This window comes from Amycolatopsis sacchari, from assembly GCF_900114035.1.
In the GTDB taxonomy this organism is placed as follows: Bacteria; Actinomycetota; Actinomycetes; order Mycobacteriales; family Pseudonocardiaceae; genus Amycolatopsis_E; species Amycolatopsis_E sacchari.
The window spans coordinates 197,071-214,585 of the sequence record NZ_FORP01000007.1 but is presented as its reverse complement, the minus strand read 5'-3'; the positions used below and the strand labels follow the sequence as shown (position 1 = coordinate 214,585).

Genomic DNA, 17,515 nt, shown 5'->3' with positions numbered 1-17,515 from the left:
TTTCGGGGGCAGCCTAGTAGGTCGGGTACCCGTGGCGCTGAAGTGCGACACACCGGGGCGGCCGCCGGACGGGCGAACCCCCGGCAGGCGTCAGGGCGAACCCCGTGACTACGATCAGTGGCGGTGTCACGCGTACCGCGCGGGCACCACCCCGAACCGACCCTGGGAGCGAAATTGTCGTTGGTGAACGCTGCGCACGGCCGCAGTGACCGCACCAGCGCCGACCACCCCGGAGGCGAACCGCCCACCGGTGGCCTGCGACGGCTGACGGGCCGCGCGGCCGCGTACCTCGCGCTGACCAAGCCGCAGGTCATCGAGCTGCTGCTGGTCACGACCATCCCCGCGATGTTCCTCGCGGCCCGCACCATCCCGTCGCCGTGGCTGATACTGGCCACGCTCGTCGGCGGGGCGATGGCGGCCGGCAGCGCCAACACGCTGAACTGCGTGATCGACGCCGACATCGACAAGGTGATGAACCGCACCAAGCGGCGCCCGCTCGTGCGTGACTCGGTGCCGCGGCGCAACGCCCTGGTGTTCGGCCTCGTGCTCGGCGCCGCGTCGTTCGTGATGCTGTACTTCACGGTCAACCTGCTGTCCGCCGTGCTCGCGATCGCGACGATCCTGTTCTACATCTTCGTCTACACGCTGGGGCTCAAGCGCCGCACCGCGCAGAACGTGGTGTGGGGCGGGGCCGCCGGCTGCATGCCGGTCGTGATCGGCTGGGCGGCGGTGACCGGCACGGTGCAGTGGCCCGCCTTCGTGATGTTCGGCGTCATCTTCTTCTGGACGCCGCCGCACACGTGGGCGCTGGGCATGAAGTACCGCGAGGACTACGAGCGCGCCGGCGTGCCGATGCTGCCCGTCGTCGCGACGCCGCAGCACGTGGCGCGGCAGATCGTCATCTACTCGTGGGTGATGGTCGGCTGGACGCTGCTCCTGCTGCCCGTGACGAGCTGGCTGTACGCCACGTTCGCCGTGCTGGCGGGCGGCTGGTTCCTCTTCTACGCGCACTCGCTGCAGCGGCAGGTCCGGCGCGGTGTCGAGACCAAGCCCATGGCGTTGTTCCACCGCTCGAACACCTACCTGATGGTCGTGTTCTGCGCGCTGGCCGTCGACTCCGCCATCGGGCTGCCCACCCTCGGCCTGCCGTTCTAGCCCGCGAAAAAACCGCCGCACCGGGAATTCCCCGGGGGGCAGGGTCGTTGGTTCGCACGCTGACCATCCACCCCTGAAAAGTGAAGGCGGGTTGTTCTTGTCCGTGTCCCCGCAACGGGAACCCGACAGCGCACGAGACCTCGCGGCGGAGCAGGACTACGTGTCGTTGCTCTACCGCAAGCTGGACGCCGAGCGGGAGGCCGCCCAGCGGCGGCTGAGCTCGGCACTGGAACAGGTGGGGAGCACGCCGCAGGCCCGCACCGAGCGGGACGTCGCCACCACCACCTACTCCGACCGGCTCGCCCAGCTGAGCTCGGTCGAGCAGGGCCTGTGCTTCGGCAGGCTCGACTTCCACGAGGGCGAGACCCTCTACGTCGGGCGCCTCGGCCTGTTCGACGAGGACGGCGACTACGAGCCCCTCCTGCTGGACTGGCGTGCCCCGGCGGCCCGGCCGTTCTACCTCGCCACGGCCGCCTCGCCCGAGGGCGTCCGGCGGCGACGGCACATCCGGACGCTGAGCCGCAGGGTCGTCGCCCTCGACGACGAGGTCCTCGACCTGCGTGCCGCCGACCAGGGCCACGACCTCGGCCTGGCGGGCGAGGCCGCACTGCTGGCCGCGCTGGAGCGCCGCCGCACCGGCGAGATGGGCGACATCGTCGCCACGATCCAGGCCGAGCAGGACCGCATCATCCGTGACGAGCTCGGTGGCGTGCTCGTCGTGCAGGGCGGGCCCGGCACCGGCAAGACCGCCGTGGCGCTGCACCGCGCCGCGTACCTGCTCTACACCTACCGCCAGCAGCTCGCGACGCGCGGCGTGCTCGTGGTGGGGCCCAACAGCACGTTCCTCCGCTACATCGGCCAGGTGCTGCCGTCCCTGGGCGAGACCGGCGTGCTGCTGTCGACCGTCGGTCAGCTGTTCCCCGGGGTCCGCGCCACCGGCGAGGACACCCGCGAGGCGGCGGAGGTCAAGGGCCGTGCGGTGATGGTGGACGTGCTCACCGACGCCGTCGCCGACCGGCAGCGGGTGCCCGACGAGGTCCTGCGCGTGGAGTTCGAGGACGACGTGCTCGAAGTCGACCGGGAGACGTGCGAGCGCGCCAGGGCCAAGGCCCGCGCCACCCGCCGCCCGCACAACCTCGCCCGCCGGGTCTTCGTCGACCAGCTGCTCGACGCGCTCGCCGAGCGTGCCGCCGGGCGGCTCGAAGTGGACCTGTTCGAAGGGGTCCCGGAGATCCCGCTCGACGAAGGCGAGACCGCGGACGCCCCGGTGCTCGACGCCGGCGACCGGGCCGACATCCGTGCCGAACTGGCGAGCTCGCCCAAGGTGCTGGCCGCGCTCGACGAGCTGTGGCCGAAGCTGACCCCGCAGCGGCTGCTGCGTGACCTGCTGGCCTCGCCCGAGCGGCTGGCGTCGGCGGCGGGGGACCGCCTGACCGAAGCCGAGCGGGCCGCGCTCGTCCGGCCCCCGAAGTCCCGCTGGACGCCCGCCGACGTGCCGCTGCTCGACGAGCTGGCCGAACTCCTCGGCGAGGACGACACGGAGGAACGCGCCGAGCGCGAGCGCCGTGAGCGGGAAGAGCGGGCGTACGCCGAGGGCGTGCTGCACATCCTCGAGCAGGACGACGAGCTCGCCGACGAGGAGATCCTGCGGGTCGGCGACATCCTCGACGCCGAGCTGTTCGCCGAGCGCCAGCAGGCCCGCAGCGAGCTGACCGCCGCCGAGCGCGCCGCCCGCGACCGCAAGTGGACGTTCGGGCACGTGATCGTCGACGAGGCGCAGGAGCTGTCCGCGATGGACTGGCGGCTGCTGATGCGCCGGTGCCCGAGCCGGTCGATGACGCTCGTCGGGGACGTGGCGCAGACCGGGGCCGCGGCAGGGACCTCGTCGTGGGACGACGTGCTCGCTCCGCACGTGGGGGACCGGTGGCGGCTGCGTGAGCTGACCGTCAACTACCGCACCCCCGCCGAGATCATGGAGCTCGCCGCGGGTGTGCTCGCCAAGGTCGACCCCGCGCTGCGGGCACCCGCCTCGGTGCGCGAGAGCGGCATCGAGCCGTGGCAGCGCCCGCTGGCGGAGGTGTCGCTGCGGACGCTGGCGGAGGAGGAGCTGCGCGCAGCGGACGGTGGCACTGTCGCGGTCCTGTGCCCGGCGGCGCGGCTCGCGGCTCTGCGTGCCGAGCTGCCCGACGACGAGCGCTTGTCCGTGCTCGCGGTGGACGAGGCCAAGGGGCTGGAGTTCGACGGCGTGCTCGTGGTGGCGCCGGAGGAGATCGTGGCGGCCTCCCCGCGCGGCTGGAACGACCTCTACGTGGCGCTGACCCGCGCGACCCGGCGGCTGGGCGTCGTCTACACCGAACGCGCGCTGGAACCACTCGTGGGTGCCGGATAAGAACTGGTCACGGCCGATTAAGGTGAGCGCCATGCGTAACGCTGGCAAGATCGTGATCGGGGTGGCCGCCGCGCTCGCCCTCGCCGCCTGCTCCAACAGCCAGGAGCCCGCGGACGTCCCGCCCGGTGGCGGCCCGACCTACCCCGCGCCGAACCCGGCCGCGGCCTCGTCCGCCGCGCAGCCTTCGGCGCAGCCGCAGCGCGAGTGCACCGTGGACGACGTCCAGGTCGCCGGCGCGTTCGGCAGCAAGCCGACCGTGACCATCCCGGACACCTGCGCCGCACCGACCAAGCTGCTGAGCAAGGACCTGGTGCCGGGCACCGGCGCCGCCGCGAAGACCGGCAGCCAGCTGCAGGTCGACTACGACCTCTACACGTGGTCGGACAAGGTGGACCAGCAGAACTCCTTCGGCAGCGGCGGGTTCCCGCTGACCCTCGGCGACGGCAGCGTCATCCCGGGCTGGGAGGAGGGCCTCGTCGGCATCAAGCAGGGCGGGCGCCGGCTGCTGGTCATCCCGCCGGACAAGGGCTACGGCGCGCGGGGCAACCAGTCGATCAAGCCGAACGAGACGCTGGTGTTCGTGGTCGACGCCGACCGGGTCACCGGCTGAGCCGCGGCCATGCGGTTGCGCGGAGCGGTGGCGGTGGTGACGGGCGCCTCGTCCGGCATCGGGGCCGCCACCGCGCTCCGGCTGCACGAGGCCGGTGCGCGGCTGGTCCTGCACGGCAGGGACACCGGCAGGCTGGCGGCGCTGGCCGAGCGCACCGGCGGTGCCGTCGTCGCGGGTGACCTCGCCGACCTCGACGGCATCCCCGCACTCGCCGACGAGATCACCGGCCGCTTCGGCGAGGTCGACGTGCTGGTCAACAACGCCGGGATCGGCTGGGCGGGCCCCTTCGGCGAGATGACCGCGGCCGACGTCCGGCGCGTCGTCGACGTGAACCTCACCGCGCCCATCGAGCTGACCCGCGCGCTGCTGCCCGCTCTGCGTGGCCGCCCCGAGGCCGGCGTCGTGTTCGTCACGTCCATCGCGGGCCGCACGGCGGTGGCGGGGGAGTCGGTCTACTCGGCGGTCAAGGCCGGGCTGGACGTGTTCGCCGAAAGCCTCCGCTTCGAACTCGCCGGTACGGGAGTGAGAATCGGGGTCGTGGTTCCCGGGGTCGTGGACACGGAATTCTTCGCCCGCCGCGGACGCCCTTACCAAAGGCGTTCACCGCGGCCGATCCCCGCGGACCGCGTGGCCGGCGCGGTGCTGCGGGCGGTCCGCGACGGCCGTGCTGAGCAGCACGTTCCGGGGTGGCTCCGCCTTCCGGTACTCGTGCGCGGCACCCTTCCCGGGGTGTACCGTGCATTGGCGACCCGATTCGGTGGTTCGGGTTGAGCCGTCGGAATCTTTCTCGCCTGGGGAGCGCTGCAACTTGATGTGTTGATCCCGGTTCTCCTCGGTTTCGCAGCCGCGTTCCTGTTCGCCGCCTCCGCCGCGCTGCAGCGGAGCGCGGTGCTCGTCGTGGCCGACGCCGACACCGAGCACCGGGCCAACCGGCACCGCCTGCCCGTGCTGTGGCTCATCCGCAAGCTGCTCCGGCAGCGGGTGTGGCTGGCCGGCTGGGCGACCAACCTCCTCGGCTTCGTCAGCCAGGCCGCCGCGCTGCACTTCGGCTCCATCGCGCTGGTCCAGCCCCTGCTCGTGACGCAGCTGCTGTTCGCGCTGCCGATGGCCTCCGCCGTCGTCCGGCAGTGGCCGGCCGCCCGGGACTGGCTGGCCGCGCTCGCGATCAGCGGCGGGGTGGCGTGCTTCCTGGCGGTCGAGGGGGCCGCGCCGCTGGACGGCTCCCCCGACCGGGGGAGATTGGTCGTCGCGGTGCTCGTGGCCGTCGTGGTCGTCGTGGTCCTCGTCCAGCTGGCCCAGCACCGGGGCCCGCTGCTGCACAGCGCGCTCATCGCCAGCGCCGCCGGCATGTGCTACGCGATCAGCGCCGCGCTGATGAAGCTCACCACCGACGACCTCCTCGTCCGCGGCGTGCTCGCCACCGCGATCGACTGGCCGGGGTACGCGCTGGCCCTGTCGACCCTCACCGGCCTGCTCCTGGGGCAGCAGGCGTACGGCTCGGGCTCGCTGTCGGCGGCCATCGCGGTGATGTCGATCGTCAACCCGGCTGTCAGCTACGTGCTCGGCATGCTCGCGTTCCACGCCACGCTGTCCACCGAACCCGGCCCGCTCGCGGCTTCGGCGGGGGCGGCGGTGCTGCTCGTGGCCGGCGTCTTCGGCCTCGCTCATTCACCGACGGTGCAACGCGAAACCACCCGCACCGCAACACACGGCGTTTACCCTGTCACGGATAAGGTCCCCGGCAAAGTTGCGGCCCCCGCGCAACCCCCGGACACTTGTGCCCAGGAGTGATCTGAGCCCGTGAAGCAAGCTGACGCGCACCCCGAGCGCCACCTGGTGATCGAGATCCCGCACCTGAAGGGCACCCTGGCGCGGGCGCTCGTCATGGCCTTGGAAACCGTCGTGGTCCCGAGCGTGCTGCTCGCCGTGCTGCTGCACTTCGCCGGCCTGGTGCCGGGGCTGTGCGCGGTGCTCGGCTGGGCTGTGTTCGTGATCGGCGCCCGCCGCCTGCTGCGCCGGGACCTGCCGGGCACGCTGCTGCTGTGCACGGGCATGCTGATCAGCAGGGCGTGCATCGCGCTGATCACCTCCAGCGCCGTGGTCTACGTGCTGCAGCCCGCGCTCGGCTCGGTGCTGATGTTCCTGATCTTCGTGGGCAGCGCGGCGCTCGGGCGCCCGATCACGGCGCGGCTGGCCCGCGACTTCGTGCGGCTGCCCGCGGAGCTGTTCGCGCACCGCACGGTGAACCGGGTGTTCGTGCAGGTCGCGCTCATGTGGGGCGGCTCGCGGCTGATCGACGCGGGGATGACCATCGGCTTCCTGCACTGGGGCGTCGAGGCCGGGCTGCTCTCGCGCGGCATCCTCAGCGGCCTGCTCACCGCGCTGACCATCGCCGTGTGCGCCGGGCACGGCTGGCGCAAGCTGCGCCGGGTGCCGGGCCTGACCCTGCGGATGCGCTGGCACCGCGCCGACGACACGGCTCCCGCCTCCGCCGCCTGATCAAGCGGCCGCTCGCGCGTTCGTGTTATATCACGGAGTGTGCTCACAGCCGGGTCGTCAACCAACAGCTCGTTAACGGTGCCCCACCGGCTCGGGCCGGTGACCCGGCCCCGGTGGTGGGGTGAGCTCCTCGGCGGGCTCGTGTTGTTCGGTGTCTACCTGCTGATCGAGGCGAAACCGCTGCCGTCGCGGGAGGCGCGGGCACTGGACCACGGTGACGCGATCCTGGCGTTCGAGCGGTTCCTGCACCTGGACTTCGAGCTGCCGATGAACACCTGGCTGGCGGGTCAGGGCTGGCTGCGCACGGCGGCGAACTACGAGTACGCGATCACCTACATCGCCAGCGCGCTGATCCTGCTGGTGTGGGTGTACGCCCGGCACCCCGGGCAGTACCGGCAGGTCCGAAACTCCTTCGCGTGGGTGAACCTGCTCGCGCTGGCGTGCTTCTGGCTGTTCCCCGTCGCGCCGCCCCGGATGCTCGCGGGCGCGGGGTTCGTCGACACCGTCCGCCTCGGGCACACCTGGGGTTCGTGGGGCTCGCCGATGGTGGAGAACGCCAACCAGCTCGCGGCGATGCCGTCGCTGCACGTGGGCTGGGCGCTGTGGGTTTCGGTGGTGCTGGCCCGGATCTCCGGCGGGCGCGTGGTGCAGGCGGTGAGCGCCGTGCACGTGCTGGTCACGCTCGCGGTGATCCTCGCGACGGGCAACCACTACTGGCTCGACGCGGCGGGTGCTGTCGTCGTGGTGTGGGCTGCTGTCATGATCGCGGACGTGGCGAGACGAGACAGCGACCGCATCCCCGCGTCCGACGCGTTCTTCCTGCACGTCGAGACCCCCGCGGCACCGCAGCACGTCGGCGGGCTCATCATGCTGGACACCTCGAAGGCCGGCACCGTGCCGACCGCCGAGCTGGCCAGGGCCAAGATCGCCGCGAAGCTCGCGGGCCGGCCGGAGTTCCGCAAGAAGCTCGCGCCGCCGACGCGCTGGCGGCCGTGGCGCTGGGTGGAGCACACCGACCTCGACTGGAACTGGCACGTGCCGGCGTTCGACCTCAGCCGCGACGGCAGGCCCGGCGGGATGTCCGCGCTGCACGCGCTGGTCGCCGACCTCGCCGGGCAGCAGCTCCCGCGGGACCGGCCGCTGTGGCGGTTCTGCGTGGTCACCGGCGTCGAGGAGGACACGGCCGCGGTCGTCTCGCTGGTGCACCACTCGGTCGCCGATGGCATCGGCACGATCAACCTGATGCTCGACCTGTTCGACTCGCCCGACCTCACCTCGGCGCTGGGCGAGGTGCGGCGGCCGGGGCGGCTCAAGCAGCTGGCCGCCGGGGTGGCGGGCATCGCGCAGCTGGCGACCGACGCGCGGCCGGAGGGGCAGCTCGTCACCTCGGGCACCGCGTCGCGGGCGTTCAGCAGCCTCCAGCTCGACCTGGACGACGTGCGGGAGATCGCGCGGCGGCGGGACGCGCGGGTGACGGACGTGCTGCTCGCCGGCACCGCGGCTGCGGTGCGCCGGCTGGCCACCGGGCCGCTGCCGTCGAAGCTGCTGGCGTCGGTGCCGCTGATGGCGGCCGAGCCGAGGGCGGGCATGGCGGGCAACGTGACGGCCGCCGTGATGGTCGAGGTGCCGCTGGGCGACATGCCGGAGACCGAGCGGCTGGCGGCGGTCGCGAAGGCCAGCGCCCGGCTGCGGACCGGCACGCGGGCGATCGCGTCGCGGTTCGTGCAGCACACGGTCGCGAACCTGATGCCGCCGTGGTTCCACTCGTGGTTCGCGCGCACCGTGTACGGCGGCCGGTTCTTCAACGGCACCGTGTCGAACATGCCCGGTGCCACGTGGCAGGTGGTGGCGTTCGGCGACTTCCCGCTGCGCACGGCGTTCCCGATCATCCCGATCGCGCCGGGCACGCCGTTCGTGGTGGGCGTGCTGGGCTGGCACGGCTCGTTCTCGATGACGGTGGCCACCGACCCGGCGTTCGTCGCGGACGCCGACGCCTTCCTCGGCGAGTTCCGCAAGACGCTGGACGAGTACCGGCGCTGATCAGCCCTCGGCGGGGAAGCCCCAGGCCAGCGCGAGGGTGAGGCGGCGGCGGTTGTCGGGGTCGTCCAGGCTCTCGCCGAACAGCTCCCGCAGCTGCGCGAGCCGGTAGCGGACCGTCTGCGGGTGGATGTGCAGCTCCTCGGCGACGGCACGCCGGTCGCCGAGGTGCCGCAGCCACGAGGCGAGCGTCTCGCACAGCCGGTGCCGGGTGACCGGGCCGAGCTGGTCGAGCGGGGCGAGGCAGCGCGCCCGGAACGCCTCCAGCAGCCGCGGGTCGCGGTGCACGATGATCGAGTCCAGGTGCTCGTCGACGAACACCGGGTCGTCGTCGAGGACGTGGGTCCGGCGCAGCTGCGCGGCCACCTCGGCGACCCGCATGCTCGCCGGCAGGTTCTCCAGCGGCACCGTGTGCCCGACGACCGCGCCCGCGCCCCGCAGCGCCGACGCGAGCCGCTCCCGCCGCTGCGGGCCCGCGGGGTCGGGCACGATCGCGCACACCATCCGCTGGCGGCGCACCTGCAGGCACGACTGGTCGAGCCGGGCCAGCAGCGCCCCGCCGACCGGGTTGTCCGGTTCGACGAGCACCACCGCCGCCTCGCGCGGCAGCGGCCAGTCCACGCGGGAGGCCGCGGCCCGGACGGCGGTGGAGTCCGAGCGGTCGGACAACAGCATGTTGCCCAGCTCGTCCCGCAGCCGCTCCCGCGCGGCGGCCGCCTCGGACTGTTCGAGGACGTACCCGCGGGCGGAGGCCGACGACAGCTGGTCGACGAAGATGAACACCGCCTCGGCGAGCGCGGCGAAGACGTCGGGGGGCACGCCGATCTCCAGCGCGGCCTCCGCGACGTGGTGCCACGCGACGCGCGCGCCGATCTGGTAGGCCGACAGCAGGCTCGTGAGGTCCCGGCCCTGCTGCCACTGGGCTCGGCCGATCTCCTCGAACAGGGGCTGCTCGGTCAGCGTTTCGGGCGGGGGGTCGGAGACGTCCGGAAGCTCCGTTATGTCCCATTTCGCCATCTTCATCAGGCGGTGCAGGAACATGTTCGCCGAGACGAGCACCTCGTCCCGTTCGGTGACGATGAAGTCGGCGTAGTCGGGCCAGTCGTGGCTCAGCAGCCGGGTGACGTCGTCGAGCATGCGGGGCAACCGTTCGGCGGTCGCGGCCGCGAGTTCTTCGAGTTTCGCGTCCGCGGAGTCCGCTCTGTTGCCCGTGTCCACCCGGTTACCTCCACCCTTACGTCGTAAGCCGTCCTTCGATCGGGTTAAGACTGTGCGCTCGTGATAACCCGTGCTTCCCGGAATTTGTTTCCTGTGCGAAGAACCGCTGTCCCCTCCCGATGGATTATGGGCCGGTGACACCAGCACCGACAGGTTCCGACACGGTCGGCGACCCCGGGCTGCCCAGGTTGCCACCGGAACAGGTGGCCGCACTACGCGAAAAGGAGCGTGCGGAGAACTTCCCGGTGGCGCTGCGCGTCCTGCCGCGTGCGCTCCGCCGCGATCTCGGCGCGCTGTACGACGTGGCGCGGGTGATCGACGACCTGGGGGACGAGGCCGAGGGGGACCGCACCGCCGCCCTGCTGCGCTTCCGCGCCGACCTGGCGCGCGCGTGGGACGGTGAGCCCGAGGAGCCGGTGCTGAAGGCCCTCGTGCCGACCATCCGCGAGCGTGACCTGGACCGGGAGCCCTTCGACCGGCTCGTCCAGGCCAACCTGCAGGACCAGCGGGTCAAGCGCTACGCCACGCAGGCGGAGCTGGCGCGGTACTGCACGCTGTCGGCCGATCCGGTCGGGCGGATCGTGCTGCGGATCTTCGGGGTGCGCTCGGCCGAGGCGGAGCGGCTGTCGGACCGGGTGTGCACCGCGCTGCAGCTCATCGAGCACTGCCAGGACGTCGCCGAGGACCGGCGGGCCGGCCGGGTGTACCTGCCGCAGGAGGACCTCGCGGCCTACGGCGCCACCGAGGCGGACCTCGACGCGCCGCACGCCAACGAGGCGGTGCGGCGGACGGTGGCCGCCCAGGTGCGGAAAGCACTCGATCAGTTGACCGAAGGTGCGGCGCTGGTCGGGCTGCTGCAAGGTTGGGCGCGCCTGGCCATCGCGGGGTACGTCGCGGGAGGCCTGGCGACCGTCGACGCGCTCCGGCGAGCCGATTGGGACGTGCTCGCCGGCACACCCAGGCCACGCAAACGGGACGTGCTCATCCACCTGTCGAAGTTGCTGCTGCGGGGAGGCCGCCGTTGACCGACATCGATGCCGCGTACGCCGAGTGCGAACGGATCACCAGGACGGAGGCCCGCAACTTCTACTACGGCATCCGCCTGCTCACCAGCGGCCGCCGCAAGGCGCTGTGCGCCGTGTACGCGCTGGCGCGCCGCGTGGACGACATCGGGGACGGCGACCTGCCCATCGAGGAGAAGTCGGTCCAGCTGGAGGAGGTCCGCAAGTCGCTGGCCGAGCTCGACACCACGAGCGACCCGGTGCTGGTCGCGGTCGCCGACGCCGCGAAGCGGTACCCGATCCCGCTCGGCGCCTTCGACGAGCTGCTCGACGGCGTGTGGATGGACATCGAGGGCCGCCGGTACGCCACGTTCGACGAGCTCACCGAGTACTGCCGGTGCGTCGCCGGGTCGATCGGGCGGCTGTGCCTCGGCGTGTTCGGCAGCAAGCCGCACCCGGACGCCTCCCGCTACGCCGACGCGCTGGGCATCGCCCTGCAGCAGACCAACATCCTCCGCGACATCCGCGAAGACCTGGTCAACGGCCGCGTGTACCTGCCGAAGCAGGACCTCGACGCGTTCGGCGTCGAGCTGGCGCTGGACGAGCGGGGCCGGCTCGAGGACCCCGACGGCGGGCTGACCGCGCTGGTCCGGCACAGCGCCGCGCGCGCCCGCGAGTGGTACGCCGACGGCCTGCGCCTGGCGCCGCTGCTCGACTGGCGCAGCAAGGCGTCGTGCCTCGCGATGGCCGGGATCTACCGCCAGCTGCTGGAGCGCATCAACGACCAGCCCTCGCTCGTGTTCGATCGCCGGCTTTCGCTGTCCGGCCGGGAAAAGCTGGGAGTGGCGGCGCGAGCGCTGTCGGGGCGGCTCACGTGAATGCCAGGGTGGCGGTGCTGGGTGGGGGGCTGGCCGGGATCACCGCCGCGTTGCGCTGCGCGGACGCGGGCCTCGACGTCACCCTCCTGGAGTCCAAGAACCACCTCGGTGGCCTGACCCACTCGTTCCGCCGGGGCGAGCTGGACGTCGACAACGGGCAGCACGTGTTCCTCCGCTGCTGTACGTCCTATGTGGACTTACTGCGGCGGCTCGGCGTGCTGGACAAGGTGTTCCTGCAGCCCCGGCTGGCCATCCAGGTCCGTTCACCGCGGCTGCGGCAGCCGGTGTGGCTGCGGCGCAACGCGCTGCCCGCACCGCTGCACCTGGCCGACTCGGTGCTGAAGTACCGGCCGTTGCCGGTCGCGGACCGGCTCAAGTTCGCGGGCGCGGCGCTGGCGTTGCGCGGCGTGGACCGGGAGTCCGCGGCCGCCGACGGACAGTCCTTCGCGGACTGGCTGCGCCGGCACGGCCAGAGCACCGCCGCCATCGAGAAGCTGTGGGACCTGGTGGGCATCGCGACGCTCAACGCGCCCGCCACCGGGGCCTCCCTGGCGCTGGCCGCGACCGTGTTCCAGCTCGGCCTGCTCACCGAGGCGGGGGCGGCCGACATCGGCTGGTCGAAGGTGCCGCTGCGGGAGCTGCACGGCGAACCGGCCAAGGCCCGGCTCACCGAGGCCGGCGCCCAGGTGCTGCTGGGCACGAAGGTCACCGGGCTGGCGCGGGAGGACGGGCGCTGGCGGATCACCGCGGGGGAGACGGAGCTCACCGCCGACCGCGTCGTCGTCGCCCTGCCGCCCGAGGTCGCGGAACGCCTGCTGCCCCCGGGCGCGCTGTCGCTGCCCGAGGGCTGGGCTAAGCGGCTCGGCAGCTCGCCGATCGTCAACGCCCACGTCGTGTTCGACCGGGAGGTCCTCGACGAACCGTTCTTCGCCGCGGTCGACTCCCCGCTGCAGTGGGTGTTCGACCGCACCTCACAGTCCGGTGTGGACGGTGGCCAGTACCTGGCCGTCTCGCTGTCCGCGGCCGACGACCTCATCGACGTCCCGGTGCGGGAGATCCGCGAGCGGATCCTGCCCGCGCTGAGGCAGGTGGTGCCGGCGGCCGCGACCGCCGGGGTGCGTGACTTCTTCGTCACGCGCGAACGCACCGCCACCTTCCGGCCGGCACCGGGCAGCGCGGCGCTGCGCCCCGGGCCCGTCACCGCGGCCGAGGGGGTGGTCCTCGCCGGTGCGTGGACCGCCACCGGCTGGCCCGCGACGATGGAAGGTGCCGTGCGCAGCGGCGAAGCGGCCGCGTCAGCCCTCATCGCCTCCGACGGACGACCCACTTCGCCCCACGGTAAGGACATCCCATGACCGCTGTACTCGACTCTCTCGCCCAGGGCCGCCAGGCGATCATGCCCGCGATGCGGGCGGCGCTGGAACGGCTGGACCCCACCAGCCGCTCGATCGCCTACTACCACCTCGGGTGGACCGACCTCGACGGCAACCCGACCGACGGCGGCGGGAAGGCCGTGCGGCCCGCGCTCGCGCTGCTGTCGGCGGAGGCGGCCGGCGCGGAGCCCTCGGTGGGCCTGCCCGGCGCGGTCGCCGTCGAGCTGGTGCACAACTTCTCCCTGCTGCACGACGACCTGATGGACGGCGACACCGAACGCCGCCACCGGCCGACGGTGTGGGCGGTGCGGGGCGCCGCGAGCGCGATCCTCACCGGCGACGCGATGCTGTCGCTGGCCCAGGAGGTGCTGCTCGACGGTGACGGGCCGGGCGCGGTGGCCGCGGCGCGGCTGCTCGCCGACGCCACGAACGAGCTCATCCGCGGCCAGGTGCTCGACGTCGCCTTCGAGCAGCGCAACGACGTGGGCCTGGACGAGTGCCTCGACATGGCGGCGGGCAAGACCGGTGCGCTGCTGTCGGCGAGCACCGCGATCGGCGCGGTGCTGGCCGGCGCCCCGCAGCCCGTCGTGGACGCGCTCGCCGGGTTCGGCGCCGACCTCGGGCTCGCGTTCCAGCTCGTCGACGACGTGCTCGGCATCTGGGGCGAGGCCGCGGTCACCGGCAAGCCGGTGTTCTCCGACCTGCGGGCCCGCAAGAAGAGCCTGCCGGTCACCTACGCCATCACCCACGGCGGCGCGCTCGGCCGCGAGCTGGCGGAGTGGCTCGCGCGGCCCGAGGCGCCGGGGGAGGAGTCCGTGCGGCACGCCGCCGGGCTCGTCGAGCAGGCGGGCGGGCGCAAGTGGGCGCTCGACGAGGCCTACCGGCGGATGGCGGCGGGGAGGCAGAAGCTCGAGGACGCCCGCATTCCGGACCGCGCGCGGGAGGAGCTGCTGTCACTCGCGCAGTTCATCGTCACGAGGGAGGCCTGATGACGCAGATCGCCGAACCCCCGGCCCCCGTCCGCAGCACCGCCGACACGCTGGCCCGCGCGGTCGCGCACCTGAAGGGGCTGCAGCAGGACGGCGGCTGGTGGAAGGGCGAGCTGGAGACCAACGTCACGATGGACGCCGAGGACCTGCTGCTGCGGGAGTTCCTCGGCATCCGCACCGCGCGGGAGACCGAGGAGGCCGCGCGGTGGATCCGGTCGCAGCAGCGCGAGGACGGCACCTGGGCCACCTTCTACGGCGGCCCCGGCGACCTGTCCACCACGGTGGAGGCGTGGGTCGCGCTGCGGCTGGCCGGCGACTCGCCCGAGGCGCCGCACATGCGCGCCGCGGAAAGCTTCGTGCAGGCCAACGGCGGCCTGGAGGCCACCCGCGTGTTCACGCGGATCTGGCTGGCGCTGTTCGGCCTGTGGTCGTGGGACGACCTGCCGAACATGCCCCCGGAGCTGATCTTCCTGCCGTCGTGGTTCCCGCTCAACGTCTACGACTGGGCGTGCTGGGCGCGGCAGACCGTGGTGCCGCTGACGATCGTGTCGACGCTGCGCCCGGTGCGGCCGCTGCCGTTCGGTGTGGACGAACTGCGCACCGGGGTCCGGAAGCGGAAGAACCTCAAGCCGTGGACGTGGTCGGGCGCGTTCGAGTACCTGGACAAGGCGCTGCACACGTACGCGAAGCTGCCGGTGAAACCCCTGCGGGGCTTGGCGATGCGCACCGCCGCCGAGTGGATACTGGCCCGCCAGGAGGCGGACGGGTCGTGGGGCGGCATCCAGCCGCCGTGGGTGTACTCGCTGCTGGCGCTGCACCTGCTCGGCTACTCGTTCGACCACCCCGCGGTGAAGGCCGGGTTCGAAGGGCTCGAAGGGTTCGTCATCCGCGAGGAGACGCCCGACGGCTGGGTCCGGCGGCTCGAAGCGTGCCAGTCCCCGGTGTGGGACACGGGACTGGCGGTGACCGCGCTGCTCGACGCGGGCGTGCCGGCGGACGACCCGGCGGTGCTCAAGGCCGCGGACTGGCTGCTGGGCGAGGAGGTCCGCGTGCCCGGCGACTGGGCGGTGAAGCGGCCGACGACCCCGCCGGGCGGCTGGGCGTTCGAGTTCGCCAACGACATCTACCCCGACACCGACGACACCGCCGAGGTGGTGCTCGCGCTGCGGCGCGTCGCGCACCCCGACCGGCCGCGCGTGAAGGAGGCCATCGGCCGCGCCGTGGTGTGGCTGCAGGGCATGCAGTCCGGTGACGGGGGCTGGGGCGCCTTCGACGCGGACAACACCCGTGAGCTGACCACGAAACTGCCGTTCTGCGACTTCGGCGCGGTGATCGACCCGCCGTCGGCGGACGTCACGGCGCACGTCGTGGAGATGCTGGTCGCCGAAGGGCTCGCGGGCACCGAGGAGTGCCGCCGCGGCGTGCGGTGGCTGCTGGACGCCCAGGAGGACAACGGTTCCTGGTTCGGCCGGTGGGGTGCCAACCACCTCTACGGCACGGGTGCCGTCGTGCCCGCGCTCGTCGCGGCGGGGGTCTCGTCCGCCGATCCGGCGATCCGGCGGGCGGTGGAGTGGCTGGAGTCCTGCCAGAACCCCGACGGCGGCTGGGGCGAGGACCTGCGCTCCTACCGCGACCCGGCGTGGATCGGCAAGGGCGACTCCACGGCCTCGCAGACGGCGTGGGCGCTGCTGGCGCTGCTCGCGGCGGGGGAGCGGAACTCGTCCACTGTGGAGCGTGGCGTGCGGTGGCTGACGGAGACGCAGCGGCCGGACGGCACGTGGGACGAGCCGCAGTTCACCGGCACCGGCTTCCCCGGCGACTTCTACATCAACTACCACCTGTACCGGCTCGTGTTCCCGGTGTCGGCCCTGGGTCGTTATCTGGAGGCGGCATGAGCGGAGTCGTGTGCGCGCCGATGCACCTGGAGGCCGCGGCGCTGCGGGTCCCCGGGGTGCGGGTGCTGCACACGGGCATGGGGCCGCGGCGGGCGGCGGAGTCCGCGCAGCGGTTCACCGGTGCCACGCCGGTCCTGCTCGCGGGCATCGCGGGCGGGGTGACCGACCACGTCCGGCCCGGCGACCTCGTGGTGGCCACGGAGATCGACGGCCCGGACGGGCCCGTGCCGCTGAAGTCCGCGCCGTTGCTGGCGGCCGCGCTGCGGCGGCTCGGGCTGACCGTCCACACCGGACCGGTCGCGTCGGCGGAGAACCTCGTCGACGGTGTCGAACGGGAGGCCTACGCCCGGCGCGGGGCGCTCGCGGTGGACATGGAGTCGGCGCAGTTCGCGTCGGTACCGGGGCCGCTCGCCGTCGTCCGGGCCATTGTGGACACACCGGGGCACCCGCTGTGGCGGCCTGGCACCGTGTGGCGCGGCATCACCGGGCTGCGTTCGCTGCGGGCGGCCGCCCCGGTCCTGCGTGAGTGGTGCGACGCGGCGGGGCGCGGGGAGATCCTGCGGGCCAGTCCGCGGTCGTTCTGCGCGGGGGTGGACCGGGCGATCGAGATCGTCGAGCGGGCGCTGGAGCGGTACGGCGCGCCGGTGTACGTGCGGCGGCAGATCGTCCACAACGCCCACGTCGTGCGGCGGCTGGAAGGCCTCGGCGCGGTGTTCGTGCAGGAGGTCGACGAGGTGCCCCCGGGGGCGACGACGGTGCTCGCCGCACACGGCGTCGCGCCGTCGGTGCGCCGGGCCGCCGCCGCGCGGGACCTGCGGGTGATCGACGCGACCTGTCCGCTGGTGACCAAGGTGCACAACGAGGTCCGGCGGTACAGCTCGCGGGGCGACACGGTGCTGCTCATCGGCCACTCCGACCACGAGGAGGTCGAGGGCACCGTGGGCGAGGCCCCCGAGCAGGTGATCGTGGTCGAGGACGCGTCCGCCGCCCGGCACGTCCAGGTGCGCGACCCCGAGAAGGTCGCGTACGCGATGCAGACGACGCTCGCGGTCGACGAGGCCGAGGAGATCGCGTCCGTGCTGCGCGAAAGGTTTCCCACGATGTCGGCGCCCCGGCGCGACGACATCTGTTACGCCACCACCAACCGGCAGCGGGCCGTGCGGGCCGTCGCCGACCACGCGGACCTGGTGCTCGTGGTCGGTTCGGCGAACTCGTCGAACTCGAAGCGGCTGGTGGAGGTGGCGCGACGCCAGGGCCCGAGGGCGCACCTGGTCGACGACGTGTCCGAAGTGGACATGCGCTGGCTCGCCGGTGCGCGCAGGGTGGGGATCACGGCGGGCGCCTCGGCTCCGCCGCACCTGGTGGAGGAGCTGACCCAGTGCCTGGCGGGGCTCGGCCGGACCACGGTGCGGGACAGCCAGGTGGCCGACGAAGACGTTCGATTCACGTTACCTCGGGAGGTGGGGTAGTC

General features: G+C 73.0%; 14 protein-coding genes. 13 read left to right on the top strand and 1 reads right to left on the bottom strand.

The features are described from left to right. The first annotated feature begins 174 nt into the window (after positions 1 to 174). From BMZ92_RS14785 to BMZ92_RS14755, 7 genes are all read left to right on the top strand, one after another. Entirely contained in the window at positions 175 to 1,155 is a 981-nt protein-coding gene (locus BMZ92_RS14785; RefSeq protein ID WP_091507481.1) for a heme o synthase, read from the top strand. A 97-nt stretch (positions 1,156 to 1,252) separates the two neighbouring features. After that, a complete protein-coding gene (locus BMZ92_RS14780) occupies positions 1,253 to 3,544 on the top strand; it encodes an ATP-binding domain-containing protein (protein ID WP_091507806.1) in 2,292 nt (763 codons plus the stop codon). Between the two features lie 31 nt (positions 3,545 to 3,575). Continuing rightward, the gene (locus BMZ92_RS14775) at positions 3,576 to 4,154 is read left to right on the top strand and encodes an FKBP-type peptidyl-prolyl cis-trans isomerase (RefSeq protein WP_091507478.1); all 579 of its coding nucleotides are present in this window, start codon (positions 3,576 to 3,578) and stop codon (positions 4,152 to 4,154) included. Positions 4,155 to 4,163: 9 nt separating this feature from the next. Beyond that, positions 4,164 to 4,925: an SDR family NAD(P)-dependent oxidoreductase gene (locus tag BMZ92_RS14770; protein ID WP_091507477.1), complete on the top strand. Its 762-nt coding sequence runs from the start codon at positions 4,164 to 4,166 to the stop codon at positions 4,923 to 4,925. A 42-nt stretch (positions 4,926 to 4,967) separates the two neighbouring features. Beyond that, positions 4,968 to 5,945, top strand: a complete 978-nt coding sequence (locus BMZ92_RS14765; protein WP_091507474.1) for a DMT family transporter — start codon at positions 4,968 to 4,970, stop codon at positions 5,943 to 5,945. Between the two features lie 93 nt (positions 5,946 to 6,038). Next, positions 6,039 to 6,653: a DUF3159 domain-containing protein gene (locus tag BMZ92_RS14760; protein WP_425425811.1), complete on the top strand. Its 615-nt coding sequence runs from the start codon at positions 6,039 to 6,041 to the stop codon at positions 6,651 to 6,653. 99 nt (positions 6,654 to 6,752) lie between these two features. After that, positions 6,753 to 8,693 carry a bifunctional phosphatase PAP2/O-acyltransferase family protein gene (locus tag BMZ92_RS14755; protein WP_245783062.1) on the top strand — a complete coding sequence of 647 codons (1,941 nt, stop codon included), beginning with the start codon at positions 6,753 to 6,755 and terminating at the stop codon, positions 8,691 to 8,693. Here the strand turns inward: BMZ92_RS14755 and BMZ92_RS14750 are convergent, their stop codons facing one another. Continuing rightward, positions 8,694 to 9,908, bottom strand: coding sequence for a PucR family transcriptional regulator (locus tag BMZ92_RS14750; protein ID WP_091507468.1), 1,215 nt, complete (start codon positions 9,906 to 9,908; stop codon positions 8,694 to 8,696). It lies immediately after the preceding gene. Positions 9,909 to 10,042: 134 nt separating this feature from the next. Between BMZ92_RS14750 and hpnC the strand changes: the two genes are divergently transcribed. Genes hpnC through ispH form a run of 6 tightly spaced genes read left to right on the top strand, consistent with a single transcriptional unit; the run spans position 10,043 to position 17,513 of the window. Next, entirely contained in the window at positions 10,043 to 10,933 is an 891-nt protein-coding gene (gene hpnC, locus BMZ92_RS14745; protein ID WP_177228702.1) for a squalene synthase HpnC, read from the top strand. Beyond that, positions 10,930 to 11,787: a presqualene diphosphate synthase HpnD gene (hpnD, locus tag BMZ92_RS14740; protein WP_091507463.1), complete on the top strand. Its 858-nt coding sequence runs from the start codon at positions 10,930 to 10,932 to the stop codon at positions 11,785 to 11,787. The genes hpnC and hpnD overlap by 4 nt, the downstream gene beginning before the upstream one ends. Beyond that, positions 11,784 to 13,142, top strand: a complete 1,359-nt coding sequence (hpnE, locus tag BMZ92_RS14735) for a hydroxysqualene dehydroxylase HpnE (protein ID WP_091507461.1) — start codon at positions 11,784 to 11,786, stop codon at positions 13,140 to 13,142. Before hpnD ends, hpnE begins: the two co-directional genes overlap by 4 nt. Then, positions 13,139 to 14,149, top strand: a complete 1,011-nt coding sequence (locus BMZ92_RS14730; RefSeq protein WP_091507458.1) for a polyprenyl synthetase family protein — start codon at positions 13,139 to 13,141, stop codon at positions 14,147 to 14,149. The genes hpnE and BMZ92_RS14730 overlap by 4 nt, the downstream gene beginning before the upstream one ends. Next, on the top strand, positions 14,149 to 16,044 hold the full coding sequence (shc, locus tag BMZ92_RS14725) for a squalene--hopene cyclase (protein ID WP_091507455.1): 1,896 nt from the start codon (positions 14,149 to 14,151) through the stop codon (positions 16,042 to 16,044). Before BMZ92_RS14730 ends, shc begins: the two co-directional genes overlap by 1 nt. After that, complete coding sequence (gene ispH / locus BMZ92_RS14720) at positions 16,041 to 17,513, top strand: 4-hydroxy-3-methylbut-2-enyl diphosphate reductase (protein ID WP_091507453.1); 1,473 nt, start codon at positions 16,041 to 16,043, stop codon at positions 17,511 to 17,513. Before shc ends, ispH begins: the two co-directional genes overlap by 4 nt. Positions 17,514 to 17,515 lie beyond the last annotated feature (2 nt).

Coding starts and splice junctions, on each gene's coding strand:
- ispH (WP_091507453.1), top strand. CDS start 16,041: ATGAGCGGAGTCGTGTGCGCGCCGATGCACCTGGAGGCCGCGGCGCTG.
- BMZ92_RS14760 (WP_425425811.1), top strand. CDS start 6,039: ATGGCCTTGGAAACCGTCGTGGTCCCGAGCGTGCTGCTCGCCGTGCTG.
- BMZ92_RS14730 (WP_091507458.1), top strand. CDS start 13,139: ATGACCGCTGTACTCGACTCTCTCGCCCAGGGCCGCCAGGCGATCATG.
- shc (WP_091507455.1), top strand. CDS start 14,149: ATGACGCAGATCGCCGAACCCCCGGCCCCCGTCCGCAGCACCGCCGAC.
- BMZ92_RS14775 (WP_091507478.1), top strand. CDS start 3,576: ATGCGTAACGCTGGCAAGATCGTGATCGGGGTGGCCGCCGCGCTCGCC.
- BMZ92_RS14770 (WP_091507477.1), top strand. CDS start 4,164: ATGCGGTTGCGCGGAGCGGTGGCGGTGGTGACGGGCGCCTCGTCCGGC.